Raw genomic sequence first — 16,797 nt, 5'->3', positions numbered from 1 at the left:
CCACACGCATGCGGTCTGCCAGGCAGACCGCTTCGCTTGCTGCGTAAGCCTCGGGTCGAATCAGGCGGCCCGGTCCTATCGAACGGCACTCACCCCATCCAGCGTGGAAAACGAGGTGTCTTTGGCGGTCAGCAGGAAGTCACGCATGTACGGCGCGTCGAGCATGTCGGCGCGAATACCGGCGTACAGCGTGGCGAACAAGCCCTTTTCGCCTAGCCGCTTGGCCTTCACATAGCCCCGCGAGCTGTATTCATGCAGCGCCCAATGGGGCATGCCGCAAACGCCGCGTCCGCTGGCGACCAGTTGCATCATCATCACCGTCAACTCCGAGGTCCGTACTTGCGCCGGTTCAACATCGGCGGGTTCCAGGAAGCGGGTGAAGATGTCCAGGCGGTCACGTTCTACCGGGTAGGTAATCAGGGTTTCCTTGAGCAGGTCTTCCGGGACGATATACGGCTTGTTCGCCAGAGGATGCTGATTGGCGACCGCCAGCATGGCTTCGTAAGTGAACAACGGCACGTAAGTGATACCCACCAGTTCCAGCGGATCGGAGGTCACCACCAAATCCAGATCACCACGGGCCAGCGCCGGTAGAGGGGCGAATGAGAATCCGGAAGCCAGGTCCAGCTCGACTTCGGGCCACGCGTCGCGGAACTGGTCGATAGTCGGCATCAACCACTGGAAGCAGCTGTGACACTCGATAGCCATGTGCAGGCGCCCCGCAGTTCCGCCCGCCAGACGGGCGATGTCACGCTCGGCACCCCGCAATTGCGGGAGGACTGAATCCGCCAGTTGCAACAGACGCAGCCCGGCACTGGTGAAACGCACGGGTTTGGTCTTGCGTGTGAACAGCGACATGCCCATCCGCTCTTCCAGCTCCTTGAACTGATGGGACAAGGCAGATTGCGTCAGGTGCAGGCGCTCGGCTGCTTCCACAAGGCTGTCGGCCTCGCGCAAGGCGTGGAGGGTTTTCAGGTGGCGGATTTCCAGCACAGAGAGCTCCATGAGTAAACTTTGTGATCAACACGAATACAATGAGTTTGTCTCATGTTGGTCAGGCTGTCGACAATAGGGCCATCTTTTATTGGGAGGACGTTGTCATGGCCTTGGCCCACACGCTTGGATTTCCGCGCATCGGCGCAGACCGTGAGTTGAAAAAAGCGCTTGAAGCGTACTGGAAAGGCGAGCTTGATCAAGCGGGCCTGCGCGCAGTCGGTCGTGAGTTGCGCGCTACTCACTGGCGGCTACAGAAAGATGCCGGGATTGACCTGCTGCCAGTCGGCGACTTTGCTTGGTACGACCAGGTGCTGACGCATTCGCTGACCTTCGGCGTGATTCCTGAGCGCTTTGCTGGGGCCAAAGATGACGCTGGCTTGCCAACCCTCGATACCTTGTTCGCCATGGCCCGTGGCGCCAGCGATCACTGCTGCGGCGATAGCCACGGCAAGGCGCAACACGCTCAAGAGCTGACCAAGTGGTTCGACACCAACTACCACTATCTGGTCCCTGAGTTTACTGAGGATCAGCGTTTTCAACTGAGCTGGGAGCAGTTGTTCGAGGAAGTCGACGAAGCCCTGGCGCTGGGTTATGCGGTCAAGCCGGTATTGATCGGTCCTTTGACGTATCTGTGGCTGGGCAAAGCCAAGGGCGACAGCTTCGACAAACTTGACCTGCTGGAACGCCTGCTGCCGTTGTACGGCGAGATCCTCGGGCGTCTTGCGGCGCAGGGCGTTGAATGGGTGCAGATCGATGAACCGATCCTGACCCTCGACCTGCCACAAGACTGGAAAAACGCGTTCGAACGGGCGTATCACAGCCTGCAATACTCGCCGCTGAAAAAGCTGGTGGCCACTTACTTCGGCGGTCTGGAAGACAACCTTGGGCTGGCGGTGGCGCTGCCGGTGGCGGGTTTGCACATCGATCTGGTGCGCGCGCCGGAACAGCTGGCGGCGGTACTTGATCGCCTGCCGACCTATAAAGTGCTGTCGTTGGGCGTGGTCAACGGGCGTAACGTCTGGCGCTGCGATCTGGACAGCGCACTGGAGCAACTGCAACACGCGCACGTCCGCTTTGGCGACAATCTGTGGGTGTCCGCTTCGTCCTCGCTGTTGCACAGCCCGGTGAGTCTCGAGCGCGAAGACACGCTCGATGCCGAACTGAAAAGCTGGCTGGCCTTTGCGGTGCAGAAGTGCGAAGAAATCGCGGTGCTCAGTGCGGCGTTGAACGATCCGCACGCGGCGACAGTGCACGCCGCGCTGGCCGAGAGCCTGGCCATACAGCTCAGCCGCGAGCAATCGCCGCGTATCCATAAACCGCAGGTCCAGGCACGTCTGGCGGCGATCACTGCGGCTGACAGTCAACGTCAGTCCGCTTTTGCCGAACGTATTGAACAGCAGCGCGCGCGGCTGAATCTGCCGCCGTTTCCGACCACCACCATTGGCTCGTTCCCACAGACAGCGTCTATTCGTCTGGCGCGGCAGGCATTCAAACAGGGCACCTTGTCGGCCACTGATTACACCGAAGCCATGCACCGCGAAATTCGCCATGCGGTGGAGACTCAGGAGCGTCTGGGCCTGGACGTGCTGGTGCATGGCGAGGCTGAGCGTAACGACATGGTCGAGTACTTCGCCGAGCAGTTGGACGGGTATGCGTTTAGCCGGTTTGGCTGGGTCCAGAGCTACGGTTCGCGGTGCGTGAAGCCTGCGGTGATATTCGGTGACGTGAGCCGCCCGCAGGCGATGACGGTTGAATGGACGCGCTACGCGCAGAGCCTGACCGACAAGGTCATGAAGGGCATGCTCACCGGCCCGGTGACCCTGCTGATGTGGTCGTTCCCGCGTGAAGATGTTTCACGCAAGGTTCAGGCGCAACAGCTGGCGCTGGCGATCCGTGACGAAGTGCTGGATCTGGAGCGAGCCGGGATTAAAATCGTGCAGATCGACGAAGCCGCTTTTCGTGAAGGCTTGCCGCTACGTCGGTCGCAGTGGCAGGCGTATCTGGAGTGGGCGGTGGAGGCTTTTCGCTTGTGTGCTTCAGGCGTGCGTGACGAAACCCAGATCCACACCCACATGTGTTACAGCGAATTCAACGATGTGATCGAATCCATTGCCGCGATGGACGCCGACGTGATCACCATTGAAACGTCTCGCTCGGATATGGAATTGCTGGAGGCCTTCGACGCGTTCGATTACCCGAACGACATCGGTCCGGGCGTCTACGACATCCACTCGCCACGAGTGCCAGACACCACCGAGATGGTCAAGCTGATGACCAAGGCGGTCCGGCACATCCCTGCTGAACGGTTGTGGGTCAACCCGGATTGCGGCCTGAAAACCCGTGGCTGGGTCGAGACAGAAGCCGCGTTGGCAAACATGGTGGCGGCGGCGCGGCAACTGCGGCGCGAATTGGCCTGAGAGCGGACTGAACCCCGACCACCGGGCAGCATTCATCAAATTGTCATGCAACTGTGGCAGCGCGCTTTGAAAAACATCATCAAACTTCGCACCTACTGGGGATAGGCGGCTTGGTGTTTTTCATGCGGGTGTTAATTTTTTGGGTCGCACTTCTATGCGGCCTGCCGTCTTTTGCGGCTTCTCGATGCGACGTCAACGTCCCCACGCAAGTGGCCGATCTCAAAGAGGTGCACCTGGCGTATCAGAGCATCGGACGTCACTCCGATCCGGCTCTGGTTTTGGTGATGGGGCTGGGTGGCCAGTTGATTCACTGGCCTGACGAGGTAGTGGTCGCGCTCTGTCAGCAAGGCTTTCGGGTCATCCGTTACGACAACCGCGACGTGGGGTTGTCCACCTGGACACAGGCGCCAGCGAGTCCCAACCTCACGTATGAAGTCCTGCGCTACAAGCTTGGCTTACCGGTTTCTGCACCTTACAGCCTGACCGATATGGCCGACGACGCCCTGGGCTTGATGGACGCGCTGCACGTTCGGCAATTCCATGTGCTGGGCGCGAGTATGGGCGGGATGATCGCTCAGCACCTGGCGGACATTGCGCCGGATCGCGTAGAAAGCCTGACCCTGATCATGACGAGTTCCGGCGCGCAGGGGTTGCCTGCACCGAGCCCGGCATTGCTGCAACTGCTGGCCCGACGCAGTGCGCCGAGTCGCGAGGTGGCCATTGAACAACAGGCCGACTTGCTTGCCGCACTGGGCAGCCCTCAGGTGTTGGATGATCGCAAGGTGCTGTTGCAGCAGGCGGCGACTTCTTATGACCGCGCCTTCAATCCCGATGGCGTAAAGCGCCAGATCCTGGCGATTCTGGCCGAGTCCAGCCGTGTGGAACTGCTTGATCGTCTGCGCCTGCCGACGCTGGTGGTGCACGGCACGGCCGATCCGTTATTGCCGGTGATGCACGGGGTTCATGTGGCCGCGCATATTCAGGGCAGTCAGTTGCGCTTGATTCCGGGGCTGGCCCATCGTTTTCAGGAGGCGTTCAAGGCGCCGCTCCTGGCGGCGGTTCTGCCGTATCTGAAAGCGCATCAACGCGATGGCAGTCACGTCGCGCAGTTGTAGCTCAGGTGAAAAGGACGCCGACGAAGGTGTAAGGTGCGAGCTTTCCCACTGCAATACGTGAGCGAGGGTTCCATGAGCACACCCCTGAAAATCGATTTCGTTTCCGATGTGTCCTGCCCCTGGTGTGTGATCGGCCTGCGGGCCTTGACCCAGGCGCTGGAAGGGCTGGGCGATGAGGTCAAGGCCGAGATCCATTTCCAGCCGTTCGAGCTCAACCCGAACATGCCCGCCGAAGGTCAGGACATCAACGAGCATATCTTCGAGAAATACGGCTCGACGCCCGAACAGTCCCGGCAGAGTCGCGAAGTGATTCGCCAGCGTGGTGCCGAGCTGGGGTTTACCTTCTCGCAGGGTGACCGACGCATCTACAACACCTTCGACGCCCACCGCCTGTTGCATTGGGCTGAGTTGGAAGGCAAGCAGCAAGCGTTGAAAGAAGCCTTGTTCGCCGCGTACTTCACGGATCACGCCAACCCTTCGGATCATAAAGTACTGGCAGCCGTGGCTGAACAAGTGGGTTTGGACCGCCAGCGTGCCGAAGCAATTCTGGCGTCAGGCGAGTACGCCGCGGAGGTCCGTGAGCTGGAACAACTGTGGGTTTCGCGCGGGGTCAGCTCAGTGCCGACCATCGTCTTCAACGACCGTTATGCGGTGTCTGGCGGGCAACCGGTGGAAGCGTTCACCGACGCCATTCGTCAGATCATTACTGAGGCTGCCGAGCAGCAATAACACGTCTACCGGACAATTTTGTCGACGTGGATGGCCAGTTTTTTCAGGCGATACCACAGGCTGCGCTCGGAGACCCCGATCAAGTGCGCGGCAGCGGCCTGGACGCCGTGGGTTTCATGCAGGGCGGCGAGGATGTAGGCTTTTTCCACTTCGGCGAGGGCCGCCTCCAGGTCTTTCGGGATCGCTGTCCCTTCGCTGACCAGGTTGATGACGCTGCTGTCTACCGGGCGCGAGCCAAACAGGTAGGCCGGTAGATCGCTTTCTTCAATGGTGTGGCTGGAGGCGACGATGGTGGCGCGTTCTACACAGTTTTGTAGCTCGCGAATATTGCCCGGCCATGGGTAATTGGCCATCGCCAGCATGGCTTCCGGGCTGAAACCGGTGATGCGCTTGCCCGCTGCGGCGCCCAGGGTGTGGGCAAAATGCATGGCCAACGGTGCGACGTCCTCGGCCCGCTCGCGCAGGGGGGGCAGGGGGATCGGGAACACATTCAGGCGGTAGTAAAGGTCCTCGCGGAACTCCTTTTTCGCCACGGCTTCAAGCAGGTCTTTGTTGGTCGCGGCAATCACCCGCACATCAACCTTGCGCTCACGTGAATCACCCACGGGCTCGATCACCCGCTCCTGCAAGGCGCGCAGGATTTTCGCCTGCAGCGCCAGCGGCATGTCGCCGACTTCATCAAGAAACAGTGTGCCCTTGTCGGCCTGCATGAACCGTCCGACGCGATCAGCCACGGCGCCAGTGAAGGCGCCCTTGCGGTGGCCGAACATTTCGCTCTCAAGCAAGCCTTCGGGGATTGCCGCGCAGTTGACCGCAATAAAGGGCTGGTCCGCGCGGTTGCCGTGTTTGTGGATCGCCCGGGCGACCATCTCTTTGCCGGTCCCGCTTTCGCCGGTCAGCAGGATGGTGGCGTTGCTTTCGCGCACTGAGTCCACTGCCTGCAACACCCGACGAAAGGCCGGACTCTCGCCCACCAGGCTGTCGATCTGCTGATGCTGATCGAGTTCGGCGCGCAGGCGTGCGTTGTCACGCAGGATGTCGCGAAATTGCAGGGCCTTGTTGACCGTGATGTCGAGCTCATCGATATCAAAGGGCTTGCTGATGTAGTCATACGCGCCGTTGCGCATCGACTGCACGGCATTTTTTACCGTGCTGTAGGCGGTCATGACGATCACCGGCAGCAGCGGGAAGCGGAGTTTTATTTCAGCCAGCAATTGCGGACCATCCATGCCTGGCATGCGCCAGTCAGTGATCACCAGATCAATCTCTTCGCGCTCGAGCACCGCCAGGGCATGCAGGCCGTTGCCTGCGGTGAATACCTGGATGTCATTCTGGCTCAGGGCTGAAGCCAGCAGATCGCAGAGCTTGGGTTCATCATCGACGACCAGTACGTTATGGCTCATGACCGCTCTCCTCCATAAGCGGGCACGTACAGATTGAACGTCGCCCCGGCACCCGGCTGGCTGACGCATTCAACCCGGCCGTCGTGGTTCTCCATGATCGAAAATACTTTCGCCAGGCCTAGCCCGGTGCCGGATGCCTTGGTCGTGACAAATGGGCTGAAAATGCGTTCTGTCATGTCAGATTCAATGCCATGGCCGGTGTCGGAAATACTGATGATCGTGGTGTCTTGAACGGTAGCAATACCCATCGTCAAGCGCCCGCCGGTGGGCATCGCGTCGATCGCATTGAGGACCAGATTCAGACAGGCTTGGGTCAACTGTCGGGCGTCGGCATACACCGTGGCATTGGGGGTGTGCTCGATGATCACCGCATCAATGTTGTGGGTCGACAACTCCGGGGCACAAAATCCCAGCAAGTCATCCAGCAGGGGTCTGACCCGTTGCGTGGAGCGGATCGGAGGGCTGGGTTTGGCGAAGTCGAGGAACTCCGTGATCAGGTCGTTGATCCGGGTAACCTCGGAAATCACGTACTCCAGGTGGCGCATGTCGGTTTCCGGCAGCTGCGCGCGACGGTGCAGCAGTTGGGTGGCCGTCTTGATGATGCCAAGCGGGTTGCGGATCTCGTGGGCCAACCCCATGGCCACTTCGCCCAAGGTATGCAGGCGGTCACGGCGGCGCAGTTGTGCTTCCAGGTGCTGAAGCTCTTTGAGGCGCTCGGTCATGTCGTTGAAGGTCACGCTGAGTTCGGCCAACTCGTCGTTGCCGATGACCTCGACGTGCTGACGATAATCGCCAGCGGTCACAGCCCGTACGCCTTCGGACAAACCGCGCAGCGGCTTGGTCAGGCGTTGGGAAATCAACCAGCCGACGCTCAGTGACAGGGCTGAGCCCAGCAGCAGAATCAGCAGGAATAAGTTGGTCTGATTGACCAGTCCAACCAGGGAGGCATGCCGTAGCAGGCCACTGAAAATGATGCCTTGAAGCTCTCCGGTGTCATTGAATACCGGGGTATACAGACCGGCGTAGCTGCTGGTGAACTGCTCGCTGGGCTCTTTGGTATCGCGCAATGTCTGCTCGATTTCGGGCGGCACGATCGCCGGATGGTTCATGAAGCGCTGTGTTGAAAAAATCTCGCTGAAGCCTGCAGTGTCTTTCATGTACAGCCGCAGGTCGAGGGAGTGCACATCGGCCACGCTGGTGAGGAAACTGCTGTCCAGATAGGTCCCGACCAGTAACTCATAATCGACGCCATCCTGAGTTGACTGATAGGTCGACACAACGACGCCCGTGAACACGCTGCCGTTATGGATGGTTTGCAGCACGGCGTTGGGCGCGATGCTGATTTGCTCGATGATGTTGTCGGCAACGGTGGAAAACACCACTTTATGGTCACTGCTGCGGATCAGCGCGACGACGTCGATGCCCATGGCATTGGCGAGATCGGAGGTCAACTTGTTGTGCCGGGCGGTGGAGGGTGTCGAGGGGCGGGTATTTTGCAGGAACAGCTGGGACACCCTGGTGTTAACCCGCAGGATTTCGCTGATTTCGTCCTGGACGATCCGGGTCGATTCCTGGAGCCAAGTACTGACGTTACTTTCAAAAATCTGCGACACGGTGGTCGCCGCCAGTTCGGCGGCGATCATTGTCGGAATGACGCTGACCAGCCAGAACGCGAGGACCAGCTTGCGCTGTACGGTCCAGCGCGAAAGGGTAAACGTTTTTCGGGTGCGGCTTTTTTCTTCGCTCATCAACGCTCGCTTATTGCAGCAGCCGTGCCTGGGTCGAACCGCTCCGGTGTACAGCGAGTTTGCCCCGTTTCAATACAGTCCTCCAGCGCCCCGGGAAAACAATTATTGCAGGCGGCGCTGCTTGCCCAAAGGCCGAAGAAGGGAGATGGGGTGAGCATGGTGAGGTCATGCCAGTTGCCGACGATCATTCAGAGGAACAGCCTGGAGGGGCGGTTGCTCGGTCAGGTTGTCGATAAAGTCTGCGCTCAGCGTGATCACCTTACGGTACTGCAGGTCCACGGTGATCATGTGATAGCAGTTGTCGAGCAGCACTTTAGTCACCTTGCCGCCAAGGTGTTTCTCGACATAGTCAGCATTCCAGCGGCTGGTGATGTCGTCTTCGATGGAGTGCAACACCAACGCAGGCGTGGTGACCGAAGGCATTTCTCGTTTCACGACCGCAACCAATCGATGCAGCTCGCGAACGTTGACTCCCGACATGGTCAACAACCCGGCGCTGCTGCTTTCGCCTGCTTTCATCTGGCGTTCGACGATAGCCCGCAAACGCTTGTCTTTGATGCCGTAAGGCGATGTTTCGTTGAAACGGCACAAGTGCACGCCGAACGGAATGGCCATCAACAGCGGTGTCAGCACCGCAGCTTTCGGCATGTTCCAGCCGTCGTAGCGCAAGGTCGTCGAATACAGCAGCAAGCCGGCGATTTGCCCCGGATGCTCGGCAGCCATGTGCATGGACATCACTGCGCCCATCGACAGCCCGCCGACGAATACCTGTGCGTGGCGTTGGCGGATGCCGACAAAGGCCTTGCGCGCGCTCTCGTACCAGTCTTTCCAACCCGTGGCTTGCAGGTCGGCGTTGTCGCCGCAGTGCCCGGCAAGCGTGGGTACGTATACGGTGTACCCCCGCTTGGCCAAGCCTTGGGCAACCCGACGTAACTCCGTCGGGGTGCCGGTCAGGCCGTGGATCAACAACACCGCGACCGGACCACTGCCGAGAACGAAACTGGCGTTACCTTCGCCCATATCGATCTCAGGCAGGCTCACCGCTTCATGGCTCGATGCAGCAGGCGGTCGAGCAGGGCAATGCCCAGGTCGATTTCTGCGTAGCTGATTTCCAGCGACGGAGCCAGGGTGATGACGTTCTTGTAGTAGCCGCCCACGTCGAGGATCAGGCCCAGGCGTTTGCCGTCGATTTCGATGTCGCCTTTCATGCCTTCATCAACCATGAAGTCGAGTGTGGCCTTGTCCGGGGTGAAGCCATCCGGGCCGCAGATTTCTGCGCGCAGTGCCAGGCCCAGGCCGTCGACGTCGCCGATGATCGGGTAGCGCTTTTGCAGGTCTTGCAGGCCAGCCAGGAAGTACTTGCCCTTTTCCATGACCATCGCGCCGTAGTCGACTTCGGAGGTCATTTTGAACATTTCCAGACCTACCGCAGTACCCAATGGGTTGGAGGCGAAGGTAGAGTGAGTCGAGCCTGGCGGGAAGATCTTCGGGTTGATCAGTTCTTCGCGAGCCCAGATGCCGCCCAATGGGTTGAGGCCGTTGGTCAGCGCTTTACCAAACACGATCACATCGGGTTTGACGTCGAAGTGCTCAATGGACCACAGCTTGCCGGTGCGGTAGAAGCCCATCTGGATTTCGTCGACCACCATCAAGATGCCGTGCTGATCCAGTACGTGCTTGAGCTCGCTGTAGAAGTTCATTGGCGGGATAACATAGCCGCCGGTGCCTTGAATCGGCTCGACGTAGAATGCCGCGTATTCGCACTGGTTGGTTTTCGGGTCCCAGACACCGTTGTATTCAGTCTCGAACAGGCGGGCGAACTGCTGGACGCAGTAGCTGCCATATTCTTCTTTGGTCATGCCTTTCGGGCCACGGAAGTGGTAAGGGAAAGGAATGAACTGCGCACGCTCGCCAAAATGGCCGTAACGGCGGCGATAGCGATAGCTGGAAGTGATCGACGACGCGCCGAGGGTACGGCCGTGGTAGCCGCCTTCGAACGCGAACATCAGGCTTTTGCCGTTGCTGGCGTTGCGTACCACTTTCAAGGAGTCTTCGATGGACTGCGAACCGCCGACGTTGAAGTGAACGCGGCCGTCGAGACCGAATTTTTTCTTGGCGTCTACGGCGATCATTTCTGACAGCTCGATTTTGCCACGGTGCAGGTATTGGCTGGCAATCTGCGGCATGGAGTCGATCTGTTGCTTGAGTGCGTTGTTCAAGCGTGGGTTGGCGTAACCGAAGTTGACCGCCGAGTACCACATTTGCAGGTCGAGGTACGCCTGGTCACTGGTGTCGTAGACGTACGAACCTTCGCAGCGATTGAAGATACGCGGCGGGTCGATGTAGTGAACGGTGTCGCCAAAGGAACAATACTTGGCTTCTTTCTCAAGAAGAATCTGGTCTTCGGGCGTTGCGATACGAATGTCAGACATGGTGGAAGAGTTCCTGCTGTTCAAGAGGGAGGCTGATTGCGTGGGCCGGATCGCTGTGAGGCAAGCGGGCGAGCAAAGCGGGTAAGTCGGCGAAAGAGTCGAAGCGGGCATACGGAATGCCACTGCGTTCGCAATGTTCGGCCAGGCGATCTTTGGCGAATACGAAGTCGGCAGTCCCGGCCACGCACATGTCTGATTGACCGTCACCGATCACCAGGATGCGCTTGCCTTTGGGGGCGGACTTGCATTTGCAGTTGCCGGAGGCTGCGCGGCAGGCATCGCTGGAATGCGGGAACTCGATGCGCCAGCTGTCCTGATCGACCTGGCGCAGGCGATTGGCAATGATCGGCAGCAGCGGGCATTCATGCCGCGAAAGAACGCGGGCGATGCCTTGTTCGATGCCGTCGCTGACGATGTCCAGCGTCGCGCCGCGACTCAGGACACGTTCGACGAAGTCAGAAAACGCCGGGTCTATATCGACGCTGTCGAAATAGCCGAGGAGCTGGGAGGGTGAGGCTTTCACCAGCGCGAGCTGCCGACCCAGGCATTCTCGCGAGCCGATCTTGCCAGAGAGCCATTCGTCTTCGATGGCCTCCCAGCTTGGATCGGCAAAACGCTCGAGGATGTTATCCACAGCGTCGGTCCGGGTGACGGTCCCATCGAAATCACACACGATATGCCAGTGCATCATCTGCAGGTGCCTATTTGATAAGGTCGATCAGGTAAATAGAGAGCGCGTTTTGCGCTTGCGGTGGGGTTGAGCATGGACTGTGCCAACGTGCCGGAACCCTTCTGGCAGTGGGTCTTGGCGGTGGCGGTCAAAAAAAACGGGCCTGCAAGCTACAATTTTTGTAGGTTGCTACAAACAACATCAGTGCTTGCGCAAGAGCCCCTGTTTGGGGGTTGATGCGCGCATGTTTCATTGTTCGAGATGGTTTTAATGCCCCTTTCCAGGTTCAATCGCTGTGCTCTGTTCGCAAGCTTTGCGTGTGCTGTCGGTTTCAGCGCGCCTGGACAGGCTGAGCCAATCGTTGGCGACCTTGGCATGGCGCTCAGTTATGAACCCCATGACCCCAGCGGCAGCCGTTACGAAGTTCGACCCTTGCCCTATATGGATCTGACCTGGGGTGACCTCAGTCTGAGTTCGGACGATGGCTTGTCCTGGAAGGCGCTGAAGGGGGGCGGCTGGAGCGCCGGGCCGTTCCTTAACTATGTTCCGGGCCGCAATTCCAATGGCTCATTGCGCGGTTTGCGTGATGTGTCGGGCATGGGCGAGGCGGGAGGCTTCGTGCAATACAGCCCTGAAGATTTCTGGCGTGTGTTTGCCGAGGCGGGTCGCGTGGCGGGGGGGAGTGACGGCCAGGGCGGGGTGCTGGGCCGGATCGGTGGCGAGCTGGGTTACCCATTGGGGCTGGGCATCATTGGCGATACGTCGGTGACGGCGAACTATGCGGATGGTCGTCAGGCTCAAACCTTTTATGGCGTGAGCGCACAAGAGGCACAGGCTTCGGGCATCCGCCAATACGACGCCAGTGGCGGCCTGCAGAACGTCACGTTGACCCAGAGCGCGCAGTTCCCCCTGGCTCCAGGCTGGTCGCTGCTGACCAGCGCGAGCTGGACGCATCTGGTCGGTTCAGCCGCAGACAGTTCAATCGTCAAACAACGGGGCAATGATAATCAGGGCGAGGTCAGTGTCGCCGTGGCTTATCATTTCAACGGCCTCTAGAAGCGTCGGCTGGAAGCGAGCATCGACCTTTACGTGGCCGCTGGTTGTTGCCCTTCCGCCAGCAGCACAATCCCGCCAATGATCACGCACACCCCCAGCCAGTGCAGCGGGCTGATGGTTTCACCCAGGCCCAGCCATGAGCCGAGCAATACCACCACGAACACCAGTGAACTCAAGGGAAAAGCCAGCGACAGGTTGCTGCGGCGCAGGATCAGCATCCAGCTGAGGAACGAGCCGATATAGCAGACAATCGCGACCATGACCGCCAGATTGCTCACCGCAGCCAGTAGCCAGCCCACACCGAACGGAATGGAAGCCAACCCGTCTCCGCCCACTTTCAGCGAGATTTGCGCGCCGCTTTCAAAGGCGATCAACAGTGCCCAGAGGCCGATGCTTGCGCCGCGCCCTTCGATCCAACTCTTTGTCATAGAGGCCTCAAACGCCCGTGGCGCAAACCAGCATGACGCCGGTAGTGATGACGACAGTGCCCAGCCAGCGTCGGCGACTGACGGTTTCGCCCAACACAAGACGCCCGCCAAGCACCACCCCGCAATAGCTCAGGCTGATCGCTGGAAAGACCAGGCTCAGCGGCGCCAGTGACAGCACCTCCAGCCAGGCAACGAAAAGCACGGAATAACAGGCAACCCCACACCACAGCAGGGGGGCACCGGCGATTTGTCGCCAGAAATGGCGCAAGCGAAAGCCGCCGACGTGCTCCGGCAGTCGATCCAGGCCGAGCTTGAAGGCGAGTTGGCCAATCACATCGAGCACGATGCACAGCGCGATCAGCAGGATCACGGTTGGGGTCAAGGGAACAGCTCCTGCCAATGGGCCGAGGGAAAGTGGATCGGGTGAATGCAAGGGATGGGCCAGTGCAGGGATGCGACGGCCACTGAGTCATTGTGGGAGTAGGCTTGCAACTGCGTGTCCCGCTGCGAGTGTGTCGACGCGGTTACCCGTGAAATCGAATCCAGAACGTCACCAGCAGAGTCGCCGCAACTAGCCAGGCCAGTGCCGCCAGGGCAAGGGAGACCTCCAGGCGCCAGCGGTCGACCATCAGGTACAGCGCTGCCAGGTAAATGAAGTAGGGAATGATCGACCACATGCCAAACAGGATGGTGGTCTTCAAATCGTCCAGTGAACGCCCCTTACCGACGATGTAATGGGCGATCAGGGCGAAGGTCGGGAACAGCGGTACCAGACCGGCGATGTAGTAATTTTTGGTTTTGGCCAGCGCGGCCAGGATCACCACCACGGCAGCGCCCAGCAGGGCTTTGAACATCAGGTCCACAATGGCCTCCTGTCAAACTGCTTTTTAATTTTTTAAAAACAATGTGTTGGCGCTGGTTTTGATGTGTATATCCGGCATCGGCGTGTGCTGGAATTACGGTTCCGCTCTTACAGCGGGTCACCTTTTACAAACGCCTAAAAGGTAACCGAAAACGCTTGCCCCTCCATACGGATCCTCGCCTAGGCTCGGATTTCCCTCGCTCCGGCGTTGCTCCGGGGGCCGCCGCAAGGGGCCATCCATGGCCCCGTGCGGCTAACTCGGCGTCCTTGCCTCGTTACCCCCTGCGCAACGCCTGCGCTCGGCCTTCTGGAAACGGGGCCTTGCCGTGATTCGGCAGTCAATTCACTTAAGAACTAAAGGCAAATCAAGACCCCGGTGGGAGCGAATTTATTCGCGAAGGCGACTTATCTGATACGCCATCAAACACGACACGCAAATCGCAACCTAGTTTGCTGCGCGACAGCGCGGGGCCTTTTGTCCAGATGGCACAGGGTTGGATCGATCAACCCAGCCCGTATTTTTTGACCTTGTCGAACAGCGTGGTCTTGGCCATGCCCAGTTCCTGACTGGCCTGGCTGAGGTTGCCGCCGCTGCGTTGCAAGGCATCGCCGAGCAGGTTTTTTTCGAATGCTTCCACCGCTTCGGCAAAGTCCAGGCTGTTGCCGGCGATGCTCGCGCCGGACTTCTTGAACGCCGGCAAGCCAAGGGCGTAACGCTCGGCGACGTTGCGCAGCTCGCGCACGTTGCCCGGCCAGTCATGGCTCATCAGGTTCGACAGGGTTTGACGATCCAGCTCCGGGGTTTCGCGATCAAAGCGTAACGACGCGAGCTGCAAGAAGTGTTCGAACAACTGCAGAATGTCCTCGCGTCGCTCACGCAACGGAGGCAGTTCCAGGGTCACCACGTTCAGCCGGTAATACAGGTCGCTGCGAAACTGACCGACTTTGCTCAACTCATCCAGATCGGACTTGGTCGCGGCAATCACGCGGCAGTCCACGGCGACGCTCTGGTTCGAGCCCAGGCGTTCCAGCGTGCGCTCCTGCAACACCCGCAGCAGTTTGATTTGCAGGGTTATCGGCATGCTTTCGACTTCATCGAGGAACAGCGTGCCGTTGTGGGCGTGTTCGATCTTGCCGATACGACGTTTGCCTGCGCCGGTAAATGCGTTAGCTTCGTGGCCGAAGATCTCGCTTTCGAACAGGCTCTCCGGCAGACCGCCACAGTTGAGTGCGACGAACTGCTGAGCATGGCGGCGACTGAAGTCATGCAGACAGCGGGCAACCAGCTCCTTGCCCGTGCCGGTTTCGCCTTCGATCAGGACGTTGGCTGAGGTGTCGGCAACATTGGCAATCAACGCACGCAAGTTTTGCATGGCTGGCGAGCGCCCGATGATTCGGCCTTCCAGTGAGTTTCGCTCGGCCAGTTGCCGTCGTAGCGTCCACACCTCACGCGCCAGGCCGCGTTGCTCCAAAGCACGTCGGGCGACGTCCACCAGGCGCTCGGGGGAGAAGGGCTTTTCCATGAAGTCGTAAGCGCCGTCGCGCATCGCGTTGACGGCCATGGAGATGTCGCCGTGACCGGTAATCAGCACCACCGGCAGGCTGCGGTCTCGTGCCTTGAGGCGGGTCAGCAGTTCTAGCCCGTCGATTCCCGGCAAGCGGATATCGCTGATGACGATGCCGGCAAAGTCTTCGCCAATCCTCGCCAGTGCCTCTTCGGCACTGCCCACACCTTCGCTGGGAATGTCTTCCAGGGCCAGGGCTTGCTGGCAACCCAGGAGGACGTGAGGGTCGTCTTCGACGATCAGAACGGTCAGGTCGCTGTTCATGCTGTTCGGCTCATTAATAGCGGCTCATATCGGCTCGGCTTCAGGAGGTGCGGGTGTATCGAGCAGTGGCAGGCTCAAGATAAAAGCGGTGCCGCCGCTGGACGGATGCTCGGCGCTGAGACTGCCCCCGGCTGCGGCAGCGAGGCTGGCAGAAAGGGTCAGGCCAAGGCCAAGGCCGTGTTCACCGGGTTTGGTGGTGAAGAACGGTTCGAACAAATGCTTGCGCGCTTCCGGACCGATGCCGTGACCGTTGTCACGCACATAGAGGCGATAGCGGCCGTCGGCGATTTCACCTTCAAGCCACAACTCGGGCAAGGGCTGGGCCTGCATCGCATCCAGGGCATTACCGACGAGGTTGACCAGAATTTGCTCCAGGCGCGTTTGATCGATTCGTAAGGCCACGTCCTCAAAATGCTCATGCAGCGTGAGGTCGAAGTTCTCCAGTCGGCCATTGAGTACTTGCAGCGCGGCGTCGACAGCCTTGCGCAACGACGCTTGGCCTTTGTCATCGCCACGTCGGGCAAAGGCGCGCAGGCTGGCAGTGATCCGGCCCATACGATCGACCAGCTCATTGATGGTTTTCAGGTTGGTGCTGGCGGTGTCCAGCGCGCCGCGCTCGATGAAGCGTATGGTATTGCCGGACAGGGTGCGCAAGGCGGCCAAGGGTTGATTGAGTTCGTGGGCGATGCTGGTGGACATCTGGCCGATGGCGGCGAGTTTTCCAGCCTGGACCAGTTCATCCTGAGCGCGACGCAATGTGTCTTCGGCGAGGCGCCGTTCGCGGATCTGCGCTTTGAGGCGTTCGTTGCTGGCGCGCAAATCGGCGGTGCGCTCGGCAATTTTGCGCTCGAGTTCATTGTTGGCTTCTTGCAGGGCTTCGCGGGCAGCCAGTCGAGTGGCGATCACTTTGCGCCGCTCATTCCAGGCGATCAGCAGAAACGCGACCAGTGCGCAGGCCACCGCGACCAACATCCCCTGGCGCGCGGCTTCGCTGCGCAACTCTTGCAAGGGCGTCAGCAGGGTCAAGTGCCACGGCGTATCGTTCAGCCGTCGGGTCTGGGCCAGGTAGCTGACGTCGGTAGGGTCGTGATCAACGCTGGTATTGGCGGGGA

Annotated in this window: 15 protein-coding genes; 4 read left to right on the top strand and 11 right to left on the bottom strand. The window is 59.7% G+C overall.

The genetic code is table 11. The annotated features are described in order from the left end of the window. Window positions 1-75: 75 nt before the first annotated feature. On the bottom strand, window positions 76-993 hold the full coding sequence (metR, locus tag K0F75_RS11980; protein WP_219062348.1) for a transcriptional regulator MetR: 918 nt from the start codon (window positions 991-993) through the stop codon (window positions 76-78). 107 nt (window positions 994-1,100) lie between these two features. Here metR and metE point away from each other — a divergent pair, with 107 nt between their 5' ends. From metE to K0F75_RS11965, 3 genes are all read left to right on the top strand, one after another. Then, a complete protein-coding gene (gene metE, locus K0F75_RS11975) occupies window positions 1,101-3,413 on the top strand; it encodes a 5-methyltetrahydropteroyltriglutamate--homocysteine S-methyltransferase (RefSeq protein ID WP_219062074.1) in 2,313 nt (770 codons plus the stop codon). 122 nt (window positions 3,414-3,535) lie between these two features. Beyond that, window positions 3,536-4,528: an alpha/beta fold hydrolase gene (locus K0F75_RS11970; protein ID WP_219062073.1), complete on the top strand. Its 993-nt coding sequence runs from the start codon at window positions 3,536-3,538 to the stop codon at window positions 4,526-4,528. Between the two features lie 72 nt (window positions 4,529-4,600). Further along, on the top strand, window positions 4,601-5,257 hold the full coding sequence (locus K0F75_RS11965; protein WP_219062072.1) for a DsbA family oxidoreductase: 657 nt from the start codon (window positions 4,601-4,603) through the stop codon (window positions 5,255-5,257). 5 nt (window positions 5,258-5,262) lie between these two features. On the opposite strand, the gene K0F75_RS11960 is transcribed toward K0F75_RS11965, so the two are convergent. The 5 genes from K0F75_RS11960 to K0F75_RS11940 form a co-directional block, all read right to left on the bottom strand. After that, window positions 5,263-6,660, bottom strand: coding sequence for a sigma-54 dependent transcriptional regulator (locus tag K0F75_RS11960; RefSeq protein ID WP_219062071.1), 1,398 nt, complete (start codon window positions 6,658-6,660; stop codon window positions 5,263-5,265). Continuing rightward, window positions 6,657-8,408: a HAMP domain-containing sensor histidine kinase gene (locus tag K0F75_RS11955; RefSeq protein ID WP_219062070.1), complete on the bottom strand. Its 1,752-nt coding sequence runs from the start codon at window positions 8,406-8,408 to the stop codon at window positions 6,657-6,659. The genes K0F75_RS11960 and K0F75_RS11955 overlap by 4 nt, the downstream gene beginning before the upstream one ends. Window positions 8,409-8,573: 165 nt before the next feature. Next, window positions 8,574-9,449 (bottom strand): carboxylesterase, encoded by an 876-nt coding sequence (locus K0F75_RS11950; protein WP_219062069.1) that lies wholly within the window; start codon window positions 9,447-9,449, stop codon window positions 8,574-8,576. Continuing rightward, complete coding sequence (locus tag K0F75_RS11945) at window positions 9,446-10,840, bottom strand: aspartate aminotransferase family protein (protein WP_219062068.1); 1,395 nt, start codon at window positions 10,838-10,840, stop codon at window positions 9,446-9,448. The genes K0F75_RS11950 and K0F75_RS11945 overlap by 4 nt, the downstream gene beginning before the upstream one ends. Then, window positions 10,833-11,531 carry an MtnX-like HAD-IB family phosphatase gene (locus K0F75_RS11940; RefSeq protein WP_219062067.1) on the bottom strand — a complete coding sequence of 233 codons (699 nt, stop codon included), beginning with the start codon at window positions 11,529-11,531 and terminating at the stop codon, window positions 10,833-10,835. Before K0F75_RS11940 ends, K0F75_RS11945 begins: the two co-directional genes overlap by 8 nt. A 249-nt stretch (window positions 11,532-11,780) precedes the next feature. Between K0F75_RS11940 and K0F75_RS11935 the strand changes: the two genes are divergently transcribed. After that, on the top strand, window positions 11,781-12,566 hold the full coding sequence (locus K0F75_RS11935) for a MipA/OmpV family protein (protein ID WP_219062066.1): 786 nt from the start codon (window positions 11,781-11,783) through the stop codon (window positions 12,564-12,566). A 29-nt stretch (window positions 12,567-12,595) separates the two neighbouring features. Here K0F75_RS11935 and K0F75_RS11930 read toward each other — a convergent pair whose 3' ends face one another. The 5 genes from K0F75_RS11930 to K0F75_RS11910 form a co-directional block, all read right to left on the bottom strand. Beyond that, a complete protein-coding gene (locus tag K0F75_RS11930) occupies window positions 12,596-12,994 on the bottom strand; it encodes an EamA family transporter (RefSeq protein ID WP_219062065.1) in 399 nt (132 codons plus the stop codon). 7 nt (window positions 12,995-13,001) lie between these two features. Further along, window positions 13,002-13,376 carry an EamA family transporter gene (locus K0F75_RS11925; protein WP_219062064.1) on the bottom strand — a complete coding sequence of 125 codons (375 nt, stop codon included), beginning with the start codon at window positions 13,374-13,376 and terminating at the stop codon, window positions 13,002-13,004. A gap of 142 nt (window positions 13,377-13,518) precedes the next feature. Then, window positions 13,519-13,848: a GlpM family protein gene (locus K0F75_RS11920; protein WP_219062347.1), complete on the bottom strand. Its 330-nt coding sequence runs from the start codon at window positions 13,846-13,848 to the stop codon at window positions 13,519-13,521. A gap of 511 nt (window positions 13,849-14,359) precedes the next feature. After that, window positions 14,360-15,685 carry a sigma-54 dependent transcriptional regulator gene (locus tag K0F75_RS11915; RefSeq protein WP_219062063.1) on the bottom strand — a complete coding sequence of 442 codons (1,326 nt, stop codon included), beginning with the start codon at window positions 15,683-15,685 and terminating at the stop codon, window positions 14,360-14,362. 24 nt (window positions 15,686-15,709) lie between these two features. After that, on the bottom strand, window positions 15,710-16,797 hold a 1,088-nt coding region (locus K0F75_RS11910; RefSeq protein ID WP_257604342.1), incomplete at its 5' end, for a sensor histidine kinase.

Origin of the sequence: Pseudomonas sp. UMAB-08, from assembly GCF_900095225.1 — a bacterium.
Classification (GTDB): domain Bacteria; phylum Pseudomonadota; class Gammaproteobacteria; order Pseudomonadales; family Pseudomonadaceae; genus Aquipseudomonas.
The sequence above is the reverse complement of the archived record's forward strand: the minus strand, read 5'-3'. Positions and strand labels throughout refer to the sequence as shown.

What these genes read in the sequence shown, in the direction of transcription:
- K0F75_RS11935 (WP_219062066.1), top strand. Translation starts at nt 11,781, where the DNA reads ATGCCCCTTTCCAGGTTCAATCGCTGTGCTCTGTTCGCAAGCTTTGCG.
- metE (WP_219062074.1), top strand. Translation starts at nt 1,101, where the DNA reads ATGGCCTTGGCCCACACGCTTGGATTTCCGCGCATCGGCGCAGACCGT.
- K0F75_RS11930 (WP_219062065.1), bottom strand. Translation starts at nt 12,994, where the DNA reads ATGACAAAGAGTTGGATCGAAGGGCGCGGCGCAAGCATCGGCCTCTGG.
- K0F75_RS11940 (WP_219062067.1), bottom strand. Translation starts at nt 11,531, where the DNA reads ATGATGCACTGGCATATCGTGTGTGATTTCGATGGGACCGTCACCCGG.
- K0F75_RS11960 (WP_219062071.1), bottom strand. Translation starts at nt 6,660, where the DNA reads ATGAGCCATAACGTACTGGTCGTCGATGATGAACCCAAGCTCTGCGAT.
- K0F75_RS11945 (WP_219062068.1), bottom strand. Translation starts at nt 10,840, where the DNA reads ATGTCTGACATTCGTATCGCAACGCCCGAAGACCAGATTCTTCTTGAG.
- K0F75_RS11955 (WP_219062070.1), bottom strand. Translation starts at nt 8,408, where the DNA reads ATGAGCGAAGAAAAAAGCCGCACCCGAAAAACGTTTACCCTTTCGCGC.
- K0F75_RS11920 (WP_219062347.1), bottom strand. Translation starts at nt 13,848, where the DNA reads ATGTTCAAAGCCCTGCTGGGCGCTGCCGTGGTGGTGATCCTGGCCGCG.
- K0F75_RS11915 (WP_219062063.1), bottom strand. Translation starts at nt 15,685, where the DNA reads ATGAACAGCGACCTGACCGTTCTGATCGTCGAAGACGACCCTCACGTC.
- K0F75_RS11965 (WP_219062072.1), top strand. Translation starts at nt 4,601, where the DNA reads ATGAGCACACCCCTGAAAATCGATTTCGTTTCCGATGTGTCCTGCCCC.
- K0F75_RS11970 (WP_219062073.1), top strand. Translation starts at nt 3,536, where the DNA reads ATGCGGGTGTTAATTTTTTGGGTCGCACTTCTATGCGGCCTGCCGTCT.